This window comes from Flavobacterium ginsenosidimutans, from assembly GCF_003254625.1.
Classification (GTDB): Bacteria; Bacteroidota; Bacteroidia; order Flavobacteriales; family Flavobacteriaceae; genus Flavobacterium; species Flavobacterium ginsenosidimutans.
Map to the genome: position 1 here is coordinate 124,730 of NZ_QJRJ01000079.1, position 15,479 is coordinate 140,208.

Below are 15,479 nucleotides of genomic sequence, written 5' to 3' on the forward strand. Positions count from 1 at the left end.
TCATGGCGATTAAAGTAACAATGCCTCGTTTGAGCGATACTATGACTGAAGGAACGGTAGCAACTTGGCTTAAAAAAGTAGGCGACAAAGTAAGCGAAGGTGATATCTTAGCTGAAATTGAAACAGACAAAGCAACAATGGAGTTCGAATCTTTTAACGAAGGAACTCTTTTACATATCGGAATTCAAGCTGGAGAAACTGCTCCTGTTGATTCATTATTAGCAATCATTGGTAAAGAAGGAGAAGATATTTCTGCTCTTTTAGCTGGTGGTGACGCTCCTGCAGCTGAGGCTTCAAAAGCGGATGCTCCTGCTGCTGAAGCAAAAACTGAAACTGCTGCTCCTGCAAAAGCTGCAGCTGAATTACCAAAAGGTGTTATAGTTGTAACTATGCCACGTTTGAGCGATACAATGACTGAAGGTACTGTAGCAACTTGGTTGAAAAAAGTTGGCGACACAGTAGCTGAAGGAGATATTTTAGCAGAAATTGAAACAGACAAAGCTACTATGGAGTTTGAGTCTTTCAATGCTGGAACATTATTATACATCGGAATTCAAGAAGGAAACACTGCACCAGTTGACAGCTTATTAGCTATCATCGGACCTGCAGGAACTGACATTTCTGGAGTTGCTGATAACTTTACTGCTGGAGGTGGTGCAACTGCAAGTGCTCCTGCTGCTGAAGAAACAAAAGCTACTCCTGCTGCTGAAAAAGCACCTGAAGCCGCTACTGAAACTTCAAACGGAGGAAGAATTTTAGCTTCACCATTAGCTAAGAAAATTGCTTCTGACAAAGGAATCCAATTATCTCAAGTTAAAGGTTCTGGAGAAAACGGACGTATCGTAAAAAGCGATATCGAGAACTTTACTCCATCTGCTCAAGCACAAACTGCTTCTGCACCTGCTGCTAAACAAGAAGCGTCTGTTCCTGCTGCACCAAAAGTATTTGTTCCTGCTGGAGAAGTTTACACAGAAGAGATCAAAAACTCTCAAATGCGTAAAATTATTGCAAAACGTCTTTCTGAATCTTTATTTACTGCTCCTCACTACAACTTAGTGATTGAAGTAAGCATGGACGAAGCAATGCAGGCAAGAGCTGCTATCAACAGCGTTCCTGATACAAAAGTATCTTTCAACGACATGGTAATTAAAGCTTGTGCTTTAGCATTGAAAAAACACCCAAAAATCAACTCTACTTGGAAAGAAGATGCTATTATCATCAACCACCACGTAAATATTGGCGTTGCTGTAGCTGTTGAAGATGGATTAGTAGTTCCTGTATTGAAATTTACAGACGCTATGAGTTTATCTCAAATTGGCGGTTCTGTAAGAGATCTTGCTGGAAGAGCTAAAAACAAAAAACTTGGACCACAAGAAATGGAAGGAAGTACTTTTACAGTATCTAACCTTGGAATGTTTGGTATCACTGAATTCAATTCAATTATCAACCAACCAAACTCTGCAATCCTTTCTGTAGGTGCAATTGTTGAGAAACCAGTAGTTAAAAATGGTCAAATCGTAGTTGGAAACACAATGATGTTATCATTAGCTTGTGACCACAGAACAATTGACGGAGCAACTGGAGCTCAGTTCTTACAAACATTAAAACAATATATCGAAAGCCCAGTTACAATGTTGGCATAATTTTAAATTGTCAGCCTGAGCATCCCGAGACTTCGGGAGAAGGTTATTCATAATAAAATCCCGTTTTGTTTATTCAAAACGGGATTTTTTGTTTAATTTTCATCCTCAAATTCAAAACCTCATAAAATGAAGAAACTAATTCTTGTCACTTTATTTCTGACAGCAATTGCCTGCCAGAAAAAAGAGCAAACAGAAAAAACAGCTGCCGTTACAGATGAACACAGTTATTCTAAACCAGAACTTGCTGTTGTAAAACATCTTGACCTTGATATTAAAGTTGATTTTGAAACGCAAACTATCTCGGGAAAGGCTTCTTGGTTAATTGACAATATCAGTAAAGGAAACGAAATCATTTTCGACGAAAACACTTTGAACATCACAAAAGTAACTTTAGGTGATGACGAAAAAGAAACCATTTTTGAACTTGGAAAAGACACTGAATTTCACGGAAAACCGCTTCATATCACAATTGAACCAAACACAACTAAAGTAAACATTTACTACAATACAACAAAAGATGCTGTTGCTTTACAATGGTTGAAACCAGAACAAACTGCAGATAAAAAGAAACCGTTTTTATTCTCTCAAGGAGAAAGTGTTTGGTCTCGCACTTGGATTCCTTGTCAAGATTCTCCTGGAATTCGTTTTACTTACAATGCAAAAGTTACTGTTCCTAAAGATTTATTGGCTGTAATGAGCGCTGTAAATCCGCAGAAGAAAAATGACACTGGAGTTTATACTTTCAAACAAGACAAAGCAATTCCATCATATTTAATGGCAATCGCCGTTGGAGATATCGAATTTCAAGCTATTGATAACAGAACCGGAGTTTACGCCGAACCATCAATGCTAAAAAAATCGGCTTGGGAATTTGCTGAACTTGGAAAAATGGTTGTTGCTGCCGAAAAATTATACGGACCATACCGTTGGGGACGTTATGATGTTTTAGTTTTACCTCCAAGTTTCCCTTATGGCGGAATGGAAAACCCGAATTTAACTTTCTTAACTCCAGGAGTAATTGCTGGAGATCGTTCGCTTACAAGCTTATTGGCACACGAGTTAGGACACAGCTGGAGCGGAAATTTAGTAACCAATGCAACTTGGGATGACATCTGGTTAAACGAAGGTTTTACAACTTACGTAGAACACCGCATTGGCGAAGCTATTTTTGGAAAGAAGGAATTTGAAATGCAAAACGTTATCACAAATAAAGAATTAGTTGATAATGTGGCAGAATATGGAAATACAAGTCCAGATACAAGATTAAAAGTTAGTCTAACAGGAAGAAATCCAGACGACGGAATCAGTATGATTCCTTATGTAAAAGGATATGCATTTTTAAGAGTTATAGAAAATGCTGTTGGACGCGAAAAATTCGATCCGTTTATCAAAAACTATTTCGATTCTCATGCTTTCAAATCGATTACAACAGAAGATTTCGTTAAATATTTAAATGAAAATTTAATTAAAGGAGACAAAACTTTAGCAGATAAAATCAAATTAGACGATTGGATTTACAAACCGGGAATTCCATCAAACATTGTCCCTGTAAGTTCTGCTGATTTTGATGCAATTGATGCGATCCAAAAAAGCTGGAGAGAAACTGGCGTTGCAGGTTTGAGCAAAAAAATCACGACTACAGCAGAAAAACAGCATTTTATAGACCATCTTCCAGCTGACATCACAGTTAAAGAAATGGAAGCTATTGACAAAGAATTCAACTTTACAAAAGGCGGAAATTTCATTATCAAACGCCAATGGTTTGTTCAAGCGTTAATTCATCAATACAAACCAGCTTATCCTGCAATTGAGCAATTCTTAATTGGAATCAGCAGAACTGGATCTGTAATGATGCTTTATAAAGAAATGGTAAAAACTCCTGAAGGAAAAGTTTGGGCAAAACAGGTTTTTGATAAAGCAAAATCTGGTTATCACGCCACAACTATTCAGGCTGTTGAAGGCGTTTTAAAATAGTATTCAGTCTCAGTCACAGTTTTCAGCGCTAAATGTGACTGAATACTGCAACTGAAAACTTAAAAATCCTCGATTACAAATTGTAATCGAGGATTTTTTATTCACACCATCTTTGTCAAAGTTTAAAACTTTGACAAAAATTCTTAATGTTGATTTTGGAGCTACTTACGGATATTCTTCCTTCGTCAGGATGACACACCAAATGGAAAGAAACTTAAAAAACGGAAAATATTCTTATGAATACGAATGCCCTAGCCCCGATAGAAGTGGAAATCCTTTTGTGCCGGGGTTCGGCACAAAAGATTGGAACGGATAGCGGGAAATAGCTCCTAAAAAAACAATCAGGGAAAATTATCCATCACATAGCGTCAATCCTCCATGTTTTAAAATCTGTAATCGTTGCAACTTTGTAATGTCAAAAGACAACAACAAATAATAACAATTAAATATCAAATAAAATGACACGATTAACAGCTTTAAACCTAGAAGAAGTAACAGGAAAAACTAAAGATTTATTCAACGCTGTACAAGCAAAATTAGGCGTTGTTCCAAACATGATGAGAACAATGGGAAATTCTCCAGCAGTTCTTGAAGGATATTTGAATTTAAGCGGCGCTTTAAGCCACGGAAAATTAAGCGCAAAAACAGGAGAATTAATTGCTTTGGCAGTTTCAGAAAGCAATTCTTGTGATTACTGTTTAGCCGCTCACACTTTCATTGGTGAGAAATTAGTTAAAGCCGATCCAGAAGTTTTAAAAGCGGCAAGATCAGGAAATTCTACTGACGCTAAAACAGAAGCTATTTTACAATTGGCTAAAACATTAATTAGCAAAAACGGTTTAGTTAATGATGAAGATGTAAACAAAGCTAAAAACGCAGGAGTTGCAGATGCTGAAATTGCAGAAACTATAGCTCACGTAGCTTTGAACGTTTTGACAAACTATTTCAACAATGTAGCAAATACTGAAATTGACTTTCCAGCGGTTTCCAACTTAGAACTACACAACTAATACAAACAAAAAACAAGCTATAGAGATAGTTGTGAATTCTTTTCATGACTATCTTTATATTTTCAAAAATGAAACCGAATATGAGCTCTCAAAATGTTTTCACTTTAATAAATCCGCAGAATGGCAATTTAGCTTTCAAAATTCTTCCTTTTGATGACAACAGCCATTTTGATCATTTACAGCGAAACAATTATTACTCGTTAATTTGGGTTACAAAAGGAAAAGGTAAAGTAAAAGCCGATTTTGCCGAACATCATTTTGAAGAAAACTCACTTCTCGCCTTTTCGCCTTATCAGCCTTTTATGCTTTGCGTAAGCGAGCCTATTGAAGGAATTGCAATTCATTTCCATTCTGATTTTTATTGTATTCACATGCATCAAAAAGAGGTTTCTTGCAACGGTGTTTTGTTCAATAATATTTATCAGCCACCTTACGTTCAGGTTACGGAACAGGCTTCGCAGACTTTTAAAATGGTGATTGACCAAATGAAAGGTGAGATCCAAAATGCTGAATTGGCTCAATACGAAATACTTATTTCCTATTTGAAGATTTTTTTAATTACAGCTTCAAGACTAAAAACAGAGCAGTTAGAAGAGATGAAATCGGTTCCAGAAACAAAAGAACCTTTCATTCTTCAAAACTTAAAAGACGCTATAGAGCTGAATTTCAAAACCAAACATTCAGCTGGAAATTATGCTGAATTATTAAATATTTCTCCAAAAGCGCTAGCTAAATTATCTAAAAATTATTTCAACAAAACATTGACTGATTTGATTTCGGAACGAATCATTATTGAAGCCAAAAGAGAATTATACATGACCAATAAAACGGTCAAAGAAATCGCTTATGAATTAGGTTATGACGACGAACATTATTTCAGTCGTTTCTTTAAAACCAATGCAGATGTTTCGCCACAAATTTATCGAGAAACGGTAGGTTTTGGAAAAATGGAAGCTTAGCTAGAGTTTTCAGTTTTCAGTCACAGTTTTCAGCAATTATAGGTCTGAAAACTGTGACTGAAAACTGCGACTAAAAGCTAATTTATTTATTTTTCGCTTCAATCCATTTAGACATATACATTGTGCTTTTATACGCGTGATGCTGCAATAAATTCCCCATAAAATTATGGAGACGATGCGTTTTTGAATCTTCTAAAAGTGAATTTACCAATGAAAGCAATTGGTCAGAATAAGCGCTTTTTTGATAACATTTATTAATGATTGCAATTCCGTTTTTCTGAGATTGTTTCCAAAGATTTTCATCCTGATAAAGTGCAATTGCTTTTTTAGCAAATTCTTCTGCATTATTTTCAACAAAACCATTCCAAGGCAAATCTTCATGCATGGCTTCAGAACCAACAGAAGTGGTTACACTTGGCGTTCCGCATTGCATGGCTTCTAAAAGTTTGCCTTTCAAACCTGCTCCAAAACGAATTGGTGCCAAAACGATTCTAGATCTTTTCACAATTTCATTGGCATCTTCTGCCCTTCCCATAATATAAAAACCATTTTTAGGCTGATGCAATTGCAATACTTTTTGCGAAGGATATGCACCATAAACTTCCAAAATAGCTTCTGGAAAATCTTTTTTTATAGAAAGCCAAATCGCTTCTTTTAGATATTGAACGGTATTCCAATTGGGCTCGTGAAGAAAATTTCCAATGAAAACAAAATGCTGCCTTTCGCCAAAAGAAGGTAGTTTTAGAAGTTCTTCTTCTTTCATTTCATCAACCAAAAATGGAAGATAAAACAGTAAATCTTCATTAACTCTAAAAACATCTTTTAAGATATTCATCTCAAAATCAGAAATAATTAGAGACAAATCACATCTTAAAATACTGGCAATTTCTCTTTTTGCAACTTCTTCAGATAATAAATCCTCTATTTCAAAAGTTCGGTTTTCTTTAAAAGCCTTTTGTCTTGCCGTTCTCAAACAATGTAAATCTTCTGTATCCAAAATTCTAATTGCATTTGGACATTTTTCAATTACACGCCATCCAAATTGCTCTTCAATCATAAAACGATCAAACAAAACAACGTCAGGATTAAATTCTGAAACAAAATCATCAAAACTAGAAGAATTAAGTTCGATGCTTTTTTTCGTTACTCCAAATTCAGACAAATCAACCATAAAATCACTGTCTTGCGCGGCACTAGCAAAAGTAATTTCGAATCCATTTGCAGCAAAAATCGAAATTAATTGCATCATTCTTCCACCAGCTGCAGAAGAATTTGGTTCTGGCCAGACAAACCCAATAATTAAAAGTTTTTTAATCTGATTCATTGTATTTTTTTTGAACATACAAAATAATGATTTTTTCCGCTTAATCCCTCGATATTTATGGATTTTTGGTCATAAAAAAACACTAATTTTGCAAAACTAAATTCTGGAAAATTATGTTGGGATTAAAATTAGCAACAGACCCTCGTTGGGTAAATATTGTTGAATCGAATATCGAAGAAATTTTAACTGATCACGCATGGTGTGAACAAAAAGCAGCTTCAAATGCTATTAGCATCGTGACGTATAATTCTGAATTAGAGGAATTAGTAACCGAAATGCTTGTAATTGCTCGAGAAGAATTAGAGCATTTGCAAATGGTTCATGATGTAATTAAAAAACGCGGACTCACTTTAGGTCGCGAAAGAAAAGATCATTACGTAAATGAACTTTTTAAATTCATGAAAAAAGACGGCAGCCGCAGAGACGCTCTTTGCGACAGATTATTGTTTTCTGCAATGATCGAAGCAAGAAGTTGCGAACGTTTTAAAGTGCTTTCAGAAAATATTAAAGACGAAGAATTAGCAAAATTCTACCGTGATTTAATGATTTCTGAAGCTGGACACTACACCACTTTTTTAGGGTTTGCCAGAAAGTACCAAGACAACATTGACATTGACAAGCGTTGGAAGGAATGGATTGATTATGAAGCTTCTATAATTACCAATTATGGTAAAAAAGAAACTGTTCACGGGTAAATTACGTTCTTTTTTTCTCTATTTTTATATCTAAATCCACCATTCACTATGCAGAAAAGTAAATCCAGATCAATCGTATTTAAAATTGCGAAGTATTTCGGAATAACTTTCGCGGTTATTATAGGGTTATTATTTTTAACACCTATCATCTTTGAAGATCAAATTAAAGAACAAATCAAGAAAACGGCCAATGAAAGATTGAGCGCAGAATTGAATTATTCTGACGTTTCGGTTTCGTTTTTTCGTCATTTCCCATCGCTTACTCTGACCTTAGACGATTTAAGTCTAAACGGCTCAGCTCCATACAAAAACGAAAAGTTTATCACTGCTAAAGAGGTTTCTTTCGGAATAAATGTCGCGAGTTTAATTTTCAGTAAATCAGTAAAAATTGATCAGATTTATTTATCAGATTCTTTTATAAATGTAAAAGTGAATCCAGAAGGAGAAGCAAATTACAACATTTACAAATCGCAAAAACAAGCGGCTAAATCAAATGACAGTTCTGATACTGCTTTAAAATTAGAGCGAATTGAGATTTTAAACAGTAAAATTATTTACGATGATAAATCAACAAAAGTTCATTTTGATGCATTCGGATTCAATTATTTAGGAAAAGGAGATTTAAATAAAGCCGTTTTTGATTTATACTCAAAAGCTAAAATCGAAAAACTAAATATTGTTTACGAAGACGAACCTTATTTGATGAATAAAAAGGTCGATGCTGATTTAATCACTAAAGTAAACATTAACTCGCTTTCGTTCTTTTTCCAGCAAAACAACCTTAAAATCAATCAGCTTTTAGTCGATTTTAAAGGAAAATTTGATATTTTAAAAGACGGTTACAACATGGATTTCGTTATTAAATCCGACAATAGCGACCTATATGATGTATTTACCGCATTTCCGCCAAAATACATTACTTGGCTTTCTCAAACTGAATTAAAAGGAAAAACCGATCTTCTTTTTACTTTGAAAGGAAAATATATTACGTCACAAAATATTGCGCCTGACTTGAATCTGGATGTAAAAATAGCTGACGGATTTGTGAATTATAACAAAAGTGCATTTCCTGTTTCTAACCTGAATTTAGATATTAAAACAACTGTTCCTTCTCTAAATCCAGATTTAGTTATTATTGATGCTAAAAATTTGTCTTTAAACATTAATCAGGATTATTTAAAATCGAAGTTTTTCGTTAAAGGAATAAATACTCCAGATATTAATGCTGATTTTAAAGCCAAAATTGATCTTGAAAAATTAACCAAAGCACTTGGGATTCCTGATATCGAATTAAAAGGAGCTTTGGCAGGAGATTTAAAAGCAAACGGAATATTTGACCAGAAAAACAAGCATTTTCCTGTTACAAACGGTACCGTTAATTTAGAAAATGGATATTTAAAAACACAATATTACCCAAATCCAATTACTAATATTACAATTAAATCGAAAATCCAAAACCAAAAAGGAACGTTCGAAGATTTAAAAGTAAGTTTAAAACCAACACAATTTACCTTTGAAGGAAAACCTGTTTTTGTACAAGCTGATTTAAGCAATTTTGACGATTTAAATTATGATGTAAAAGCAAAAGGAGAACTAGACGTTAATAAAATCTATAAAGTTTTCTCTCAAAAAGGTCTTGATTTAGATGGTTTTATAAAAGCAGATCTCTCTTTGAAAGGAAAACAAAGCGATGCTGAAAAAGGAAATTACAGCAAACTGGACAATAAGGGAACTCTTGAATTGAGAAATATCGGAATTGCTTCTGAATATCTTCCAAAGAAATTCATCATTAAAGAAGGTATTTTCAAAATCAATCAGGATAAGATGTCGTTCAATAATTTCTTGGCTGCTTACGGACAGTCTGATTTTAAAATGAATGGCTATCTGCGAAATGTCTTCAATTACGTCACAACAAATACAGGCGTTTTAAGAGGTTCTTTTAAAGTTACATCGCGATACATCAACGTTGATGAATTTATGTCAAGCGTAGATCCAAATACATCTGTAACACAAAGTTCTACTTCGAAAACAGAAGCTAAACCATCAGAAAACACACAGACAGGCGTTATTATCATTCCAAGTAATTTAGATTTACAATTATTAGCAAATGCTCAAAAAGTGAATTTTGACAAATTGAATCTGGAAAATGCAACTGGGAATTTAACTATGAAAAAAGGTAAATTAACGATGCAGAATACTGGTTTCAATTTAATTGGCTGTAATGTTTCGATGAATGCCAATTATCAAGCCGTAACGCCACAAAAAGCTAATTTTGATTACGCTATAAAAGCAACAGATTTTGACATCAAACGAGCTTATAATGAAATAGAAGTTTTCAGAAAAATGGCAAGCGCCGCAGAAAAAGCACAAGGAATTGTTTCTTTGGATTATCAATTAAAAGGTCGATTGAACGGAAACATGGAACCTGTTTACCCTTCACTTGTTGGAGGCGGAACTCTTTCTGTAAAAGATGTAAAAGTTCGTGGTTTGAAAATGTTTAATGCCGTAAGTAAACAAACTAATTCTGAAAGCATGAAAAACCCAGACGTTTCTAAAGTTGATATCAAAACTACGATTAAGAACAATATCATGACTGTAGAACGCTTTAAATTTAAGTTTGCAGGCTTTAGACCAAGAATTGAAGGAACAACAAGCTTGGACGGAAAAATGAACTTAAAAATGCGTTTAGGATTACCTCCTTTGGGTATTTTTGGAATTCCGTTAACCGTTACAGGAACTCAAGATAATCCAAAAGTAAAAGTGGGAAGAAAAACTGAAGATTTAGAAGAAACTAAGGATACTGAATAATTAAATTCCAAGTTTTAAAAAATTCAAATTCCAAACTGGATTTCAACATATCAACCTTTGTCAAAGTTTAAAACTTTGACAAAGGTTTTTTTTGCGATTTGTCATTCCAAGGAACAAAGCAATCTTCACCAGAAATTCTATAAGAAATTCGACAATACGAGTTAGACCTGACGGGTTTTAAAAACCTGTCAGGTCTACTTTACATTCTCAAACTCGACAATAAAAAACCAATCTTTGTCATTCCGAGGAACAAAGCTACCACACTAACAAAAGATCACTAATTTGATTTAACACGTGAGATTACTTCGTTCCTCGCAAAGACCAACCTTTGTAGAACTGCTTGCGAAGATTCCTCGTTCTGCAGGAAGACATAATTGCAGTTACTTTCTCAAACTAACAAAAACAAAAAACCCGATCTTTTCAGAACGGGTTTTTTATAAAAAGTAAATCTTTGATTATTATGCCTCGAATGGGATAATAGATACATAAGATTTGTTATCTCTTTTCTTTTGGAACTTAACAACTCCAGCAACTCTTGCGTGAAGAGTGTGATCTTTACTAATGTAAACGTTTTCACCTGGATTGTGTTTTGAACCTCTTTGTCTAACGATGATGTTCCCAGCAATAGCAGCTTGTCCACCATAAATCTTAACGCCTAGACGTTTTGATTCTGATTCTCTACCATTCTTCGAACTACCGACACCTTTCTTGTGAGCCATGACGTATGAGTTTAAATATTGTTATTATTCTTTAGTAGCTTCTTTTTTAGCTTTTGGAGCTGCTTTTTTAGCTTTTGGAGCTTCTACTTCTTCAGTAGCTGCTTCTTCTGCTACAACCGCTTTTTTAGCTGCTGCTTTTTTAGTTCCTCCTGCTGCAGTAATACCTTCAATTACAATTTGTGTAAGATATTGTCTGTGACCATTTCTTTTTTTGTATCCTTTTCTTCTTTTCTTTTTGAAAACGATAACTTTATCACCTTTTAAGTGTTGTAACACTTTAGCTTCTACTGAAGCACCTTCTATAGCTGGGGCGCCTAAAGTTACATTTCCATTGTCATCTAATAAAAGAACTTTGTCAAAAGAAACTTTTGAACCTTCTTCGTTAGCTAAACGGTGAACATAAACCTTTAAGTCTTTGCTTACTTTAAATTGTTGCCCTGCTATCTCTACGATTGCATACATATCAAATTGATTTATTGAATTTTAAGGTTGCAAATATACAACTAATAATTTACTATGCAACCTATGGAAGCAAAAATATTTTTACATAAAAAAACCTTGTTTTTCAAGCAGTTCCATACAAGAAACGGAATTAATTTAAAGTAAAAGATTGTTAAAATAGTAGTTATTTAAAAACAAATCTGCAATTCCTAACTAAAAAAAACTATTTTTGATGTAACTAAAATCAATTCTTGTTTACCTACTCTTGTTTGGTATATAAAATTATTAATCTTTATGAAAAAATCAATAATGATGTTAAGTGCTGCATTAATGCTCGGCGGAGTGGCTCATGCTCAAAAAGTAGCTTTTGAAGAATACAATTTAGATAATGGCCTACACGTCATTTTACACAATGATTCTTCTGCTCCAGTTGTTATCACTTCAGTAATGTATCATGTAGGATCTAAAGACGAGCGTCCTGACAGAACTGGATTTGCACACTTTTTTGAGCATTTATTATTTGAAGGAACTCAAAACATTAAACGTGGCGAATGGATGAAAATCGTTACTGCAAATGGCGGAGTTAACAACGCAAATACATCTGATGACAGAACTTATTATTATGAAGTTTTTCCTTCTAATAGTTTAGAACTTGGTTTATGGATGGAATCTGAGAGATTAATGCATCCTATCATCAATAAAATTGGAGTTGACACTCAAAATGAAGTGGTAAAAGAAGAAAAGAGAATGCGTTATGACAATCAGCCATACGGAAATATTCTTCCAGAGGTAAAAAAGAATATGTTTAAAAATCATCCTTATAGATGGACTACAATTGGCTCTATGAAAGATCTGGATGCTGCAACTCTTGAGGAATTTCAAGCTTTTAATAAAAAATTCTACACGCCAAACAATGCCGTTTTGGTTGTTGCAGGAGATTTTGATAAAGCTAAAACAAAAGAATGGATTCAGAAATATTTTGGACCAATTCCAAAAGGCGAAGAGCTTAAAAAACAAACTTATGTAGAAGATCCGATCACTCAGCCAATTAAAGCAACATACGAGGATCCGAATATTCAAATTCCTATGATTGTGGCTTCTTACAGAACGCCTTCAATGAAAACAAGAGACGCAAGAGTTTTAGATTTAATTTCTTCTTATTTAAGTGATGGAAAAAGCTCTAAACTTTATAAAAAAATAGTTGATGACAAAAAAATGGCATTGCAAATTGGCGCAGTAGGATTTAGCCAAGAAGATTACGGAATGTACATTCTGTACGGTTTGCCAATGGCTCCAAACACAACAGCTGATATCTTAAAAGAAATGGATGAAGAAATTGTAAAAATCCAAACTGATCTTATTTCTGAAAAAGATTATGAAAAATTACAAAACAAATTCGATAATAATTACGTGAATGCAAATGCAAGTGTAGAAGGAATTGCAGAAAATCTAGCTTCATATTATCTTCTTTATGGCGATGTGAATTTGATTAATACCGAAATCGACATTTACCATTCTATTACAAGAGAAGAAATTAGAGAAGTTGCCAAGAAGTATTTAAACCCAAATCAGCGTTTAATTTTAGATTATATTCCTACCGCTAAATCTCAAAACTAAGAATATCGAATCATGAAAAACATATATACTTTTTTAATCCTTATTTTCCTAACTGGAATTATGCAAGCACAAGATCGTCCACAACCCAAACCAGGAAATGCCCCAGTAGTCAACATCAAAAAACCGCAGACTTTCGTTTTATCAAACGGAATGAAGGTTTTAGTTGTTGAAAACCACAAATTGCCTAGAGTGAGTTTTACACTTACTTTAGACAATGCGCCGTTTACTGAAGGTAACAAAAAAGGTGTTGACGAGTTAACCAGCAGCTTAATTGGAAACGGAACTAAAAAAACAACTAAAGAAGCTTTTAACGAAGAAATTGATTTCTACGGAGCCAATATCAACTTTACCTCTCAAGGTGCATACGCAAGTGCTTTGACCAAATATTCTGGACGTGTTTTAGAACTTTTGGCAGAAGGTGCTTTACAGCCAAATTTCACTCAAACTGAATTTGATAAAGAAAAAGCAAAACTTTTAGAAGGCCTTAAAGCCGATGAAAAAAGCGTCCCTGCAATTTCTAACCGAGTTGTTGATGTTTTAGCTTTTGGAAAAAATCATCCTAATGGAGAATATCTTTCTGAAGAAACTGTAAAAAATGTTACACTTGCAGATGTTCAAAACAATTATAACACTTATTTCGTTCCAGAAAATGCTTATTTAGTTGTTATTGGAGATATTAAATTTAAAGAAACAAAAACTGCTGTAGAGAAATTATTTAGCGGATGGAAAAAACAAGCGGCGCCAAAAAGCAATTACCCAGATCCAGTAAATGTTTCTAATTTACAAATTGATTTTGTAGATGTTCCAAATGCAGTCCAGTCTGAAATCTCATTAGTTAATACTGTTAATTTAAGAATGAGCGACCCAGATTTCTTTCCAGCAGTTATTGCAAATCAAATTTTAGGAGGCGATTTCAACAGTTACTTGAACATGAATCTGCGTGAACAGCACGCTTGGACTTATGGTGCAAATTCAAGCATTGGAAGCGGAAAATATGTAACCAAATTTAAAGCATCTTCTGCCGTAAGAAATACCGTTACAGACAGTGCAGTGGTTCAGTTTGTAAAAGAAATTAAACGAATTCGTACAGAAAGAGTTGATCCTGAAGTTTTAAGAAATGTAAAAGCAGGATATATTGGAAGGTTTGTAATGCAGGTTGAAAAACCACAAGCTGTTGCGCGTTACGCTTTAAACATTGAAACAGAAAAACTTCCTGCTGATTTCTACGAAAAATACATTCAAACCATTAATAATGTTACAGCTGATGATATTTATCGTGTAGCTAACAAATATTTCTTATTGGACAATATGCGTATTGTAATTGTCGGAAAAGGAACTGATGTAATTTCAAGTTTAGAAAAATTACAAATCCCGATTTCATATTTTGACAAATACGGAAATCCTGTTGAAAAGCCTTCAACTAAAAAAGAAGCGCCAAAAGATATTACTGCAAAAACAGTTTTTGAAAATTACATTAAAGCAATTGGAGGAGAAAAAGCCGTTACAGCAGTAAAAACGCTTTATATGAATGGTTCTACAACTATTCCTCAAGCTCCTACTCCATTAACATTTACTTCAAAATTAGACTCAAAAGGAAAAATGATGGTTTCACTTTCTATGGGAACTATGAATTTAATGAAACAAGTGGTTAACGAAAAAGGTGCTTATGTTGAACAACAAGGACAAAGAAAAAATCTTGAAGGAGAAGATCTTGCCGAAATGAAAGCAAACGCAGCTCCTTTTGAAGAATTACAGCTTGTAAAAAGAACCGACTTAAAAGTAGAAGGAATTGAACCAATAAACGGAAATGACGCTTACGTAATTAAAGATGGTAAAACCAAATATTTCTACGACGTAAAATCAGGTTTAAAAACTGCGGAATCTAAGGTTCGCGAACAAGGCGGAAAATCAGTAGAGCAAATCACTAATTTCAATGACTATAAAGAAGTTAAAGGTGTAAAAGTACCTTTTAATTTAGTTCAAAATGTTGGTTTTGAATTGGATATTAAAATGTCTGATGTCAAGATAAATGAAGGAGTTACTGAGAAAGATTTTCTCTAAGAGATGCTAAGGTTCTGAGCTCTACTAAGCTACTAAGTTACTAAGATTCTGAGATACTAAGGTGCTAAGATTTTAAGGCTTTGTCAAAGTTTGAAACTTTGACAAAGCTTTTTTTACGCTCAGTTTTGTCAGGCTGAGCGGAGTCGAAGCCCTATTCCAATTAGCGCGCCCTTCTCCCGAAGCCTCGGGATCGCTCAGGGTGACATATCTATCAAATTACATTTTACC

12 protein-coding genes are annotated in these 15,479 nt (G+C 34.1%); 9 read left to right on the plus strand and 3 right to left on the minus strand.

Features of this window, described 5'->3' with window-relative positions:
- Positions 1 to 2 precede the first annotated feature (2 nt).
- The 5 genes from DM444_RS15235 to DM444_RS15255 all read left to right on the plus strand — a co-directional run bounded on the left by DM444_RS15235 (position 3) and on the right by DM444_RS15255 (position 5,586).
- The gene (locus DM444_RS15235; protein WP_111288154.1) at positions 3 to 1,643 is read left to right on the plus strand and encodes a pyruvate dehydrogenase complex dihydrolipoamide acetyltransferase; all 1,641 of its coding nucleotides are present in this window, start codon (positions 3 to 5) and stop codon (positions 1,641 to 1,643) included.
- 126 nt (positions 1,644 to 1,769) lie between these two features.
- Complete coding sequence (locus DM444_RS15240) at positions 1,770 to 3,617, plus strand: hydrolase/aminopeptidase (protein WP_111288156.1); 1,848 nt, start codon at positions 1,770 to 1,772, stop codon at positions 3,615 to 3,617.
- A 130-nt stretch (positions 3,618 to 3,747) separates the two neighbouring features.
- Complete coding sequence (locus tag DM444_RS15245; RefSeq protein WP_111288158.1) at positions 3,748 to 3,933, plus strand: hypothetical protein; 186 nt, start codon at positions 3,748 to 3,750, stop codon at positions 3,931 to 3,933.
- Between the two features lie 142 nt (positions 3,934 to 4,075).
- Positions 4,076 to 4,627 (plus strand): carboxymuconolactone decarboxylase family protein, encoded by a 552-nt coding sequence (locus tag DM444_RS15250; RefSeq protein ID WP_111288160.1) that lies wholly within the window; start codon positions 4,076 to 4,078, stop codon positions 4,625 to 4,627.
- Between the two features lie 68 nt (positions 4,628 to 4,695).
- Positions 4,696 to 5,586, plus strand: a complete 891-nt coding sequence (locus DM444_RS15255; RefSeq protein ID WP_239455690.1) for a helix-turn-helix domain-containing protein — start codon at positions 4,696 to 4,698, stop codon at positions 5,584 to 5,586.
- A gap of 82 nt (positions 5,587 to 5,668) precedes the next feature.
- Here DM444_RS15255 and DM444_RS15260 read toward each other — a convergent pair whose 3' ends face one another.
- A complete protein-coding gene (locus DM444_RS15260) occupies positions 5,669 to 6,910 on the minus strand; it encodes a glycosyltransferase (RefSeq protein WP_111288162.1) in 1,242 nt (413 codons plus the stop codon).
- 113 nt (positions 6,911 to 7,023) lie between these two features.
- Between DM444_RS15260 and miaE the strand changes: the two genes are divergently transcribed.
- Both miaE and DM444_RS15270 read left to right on the plus strand, forming a co-directional pair.
- Positions 7,024 to 7,605: a tRNA-(ms[2]io[6]A)-hydroxylase gene (gene miaE / locus DM444_RS15265; RefSeq protein WP_111288164.1), complete on the plus strand. Its 582-nt coding sequence runs from the start codon at positions 7,024 to 7,026 to the stop codon at positions 7,603 to 7,605.
- Positions 7,606 to 7,653: 48 nt separating this feature from the next.
- A complete protein-coding gene (locus tag DM444_RS15270) occupies positions 7,654 to 10,413 on the plus strand; it encodes an AsmA-like C-terminal region-containing protein (RefSeq protein WP_111288166.1) in 2,760 nt (919 codons plus the stop codon).
- Positions 10,414 to 10,871: 458 nt separating this feature from the next.
- Here DM444_RS15270 and rpmA read toward each other — a convergent pair whose 3' ends face one another.
- The gene (gene rpmA / locus DM444_RS15275) at positions 10,872 to 11,132 is read right to left on the minus strand and encodes a 50S ribosomal protein L27 (protein ID WP_012023622.1); all 261 of its coding nucleotides are present in this window, start codon (positions 11,130 to 11,132) and stop codon (positions 10,872 to 10,874) included.
- 24 nt (positions 11,133 to 11,156) lie between these two features.
- Entirely contained in the window at positions 11,157 to 11,594 is a 438-nt protein-coding gene (rplU, locus tag DM444_RS15280) for a 50S ribosomal protein L21 (protein ID WP_073412831.1), read from the minus strand.
- 273 nt (positions 11,595 to 11,867) lie between these two features.
- On the opposite strand from rplU, the gene DM444_RS15285 reads away from it, so the two are divergent.
- Positions 11,868 to 13,190: a M16 family metallopeptidase gene (locus DM444_RS15285; protein ID WP_111288168.1), complete on the plus strand. Its 1,323-nt coding sequence runs from the start codon at positions 11,868 to 11,870 to the stop codon at positions 13,188 to 13,190.
- Between the two features lie 12 nt (positions 13,191 to 13,202).
- The gene (locus DM444_RS15290; protein ID WP_239455691.1) at positions 13,203 to 15,251 is read left to right on the plus strand and encodes a M16 family metallopeptidase; all 2,049 of its coding nucleotides are present in this window, start codon (positions 13,203 to 13,205) and stop codon (positions 15,249 to 15,251) included.
- Positions 15,252 to 15,479 lie beyond the last annotated feature (228 nt).

What these genes read in the sequence shown, in the direction of transcription:
- DM444_RS15250 (WP_111288160.1), top strand. Translation starts at nt 4,076, where the DNA reads ATGACACGATTAACAGCTTTAAACCTAGAAGAAGTAACAGGAAAAACT.
- rplU (WP_073412831.1), bottom strand. Translation starts at nt 11,594, where the DNA reads ATGTATGCAATCGTAGAGATAGCAGGGCAACAATTTAAAGTAAGCAAA.
- DM444_RS15285 (WP_111288168.1), top strand. Translation starts at nt 11,868, where the DNA reads ATGAAAAAATCAATAATGATGTTAAGTGCTGCATTAATGCTCGGCGGA.
- rpmA (WP_012023622.1), bottom strand. Translation starts at nt 11,132, where the DNA reads ATGGCTCACAAGAAAGGTGTCGGTAGTTCGAAGAATGGTAGAGAATCA.
- DM444_RS15260 (WP_111288162.1), bottom strand. Translation starts at nt 6,910, where the DNA reads ATGAATCAGATTAAAAAACTTTTAATTATTGGGTTTGTCTGGCCAGAA.
- DM444_RS15270 (WP_111288166.1), top strand. Translation starts at nt 7,654, where the DNA reads ATGCAGAAAAGTAAATCCAGATCAATCGTATTTAAAATTGCGAAGTAT.
- DM444_RS15235 (WP_111288154.1), top strand. Translation starts at nt 3, where the DNA reads ATGGCGATTAAAGTAACAATGCCTCGTTTGAGCGATACTATGACTGAA.
- DM444_RS15290 (WP_239455691.1), top strand. Translation starts at nt 13,203, where the DNA reads ATGAAAAACATATATACTTTTTTAATCCTTATTTTCCTAACTGGAATT.
- DM444_RS15255 (WP_239455690.1), top strand. Translation starts at nt 4,696, where the DNA reads ATGAAACCGAATATGAGCTCTCAAAATGTTTTCACTTTAATAAATCCG.
- miaE (WP_111288164.1), top strand. Translation starts at nt 7,024, where the DNA reads ATGTTGGGATTAAAATTAGCAACAGACCCTCGTTGGGTAAATATTGTT.
- DM444_RS15240 (WP_111288156.1), top strand. Translation starts at nt 1,770, where the DNA reads ATGAAGAAACTAATTCTTGTCACTTTATTTCTGACAGCAATTGCCTGC.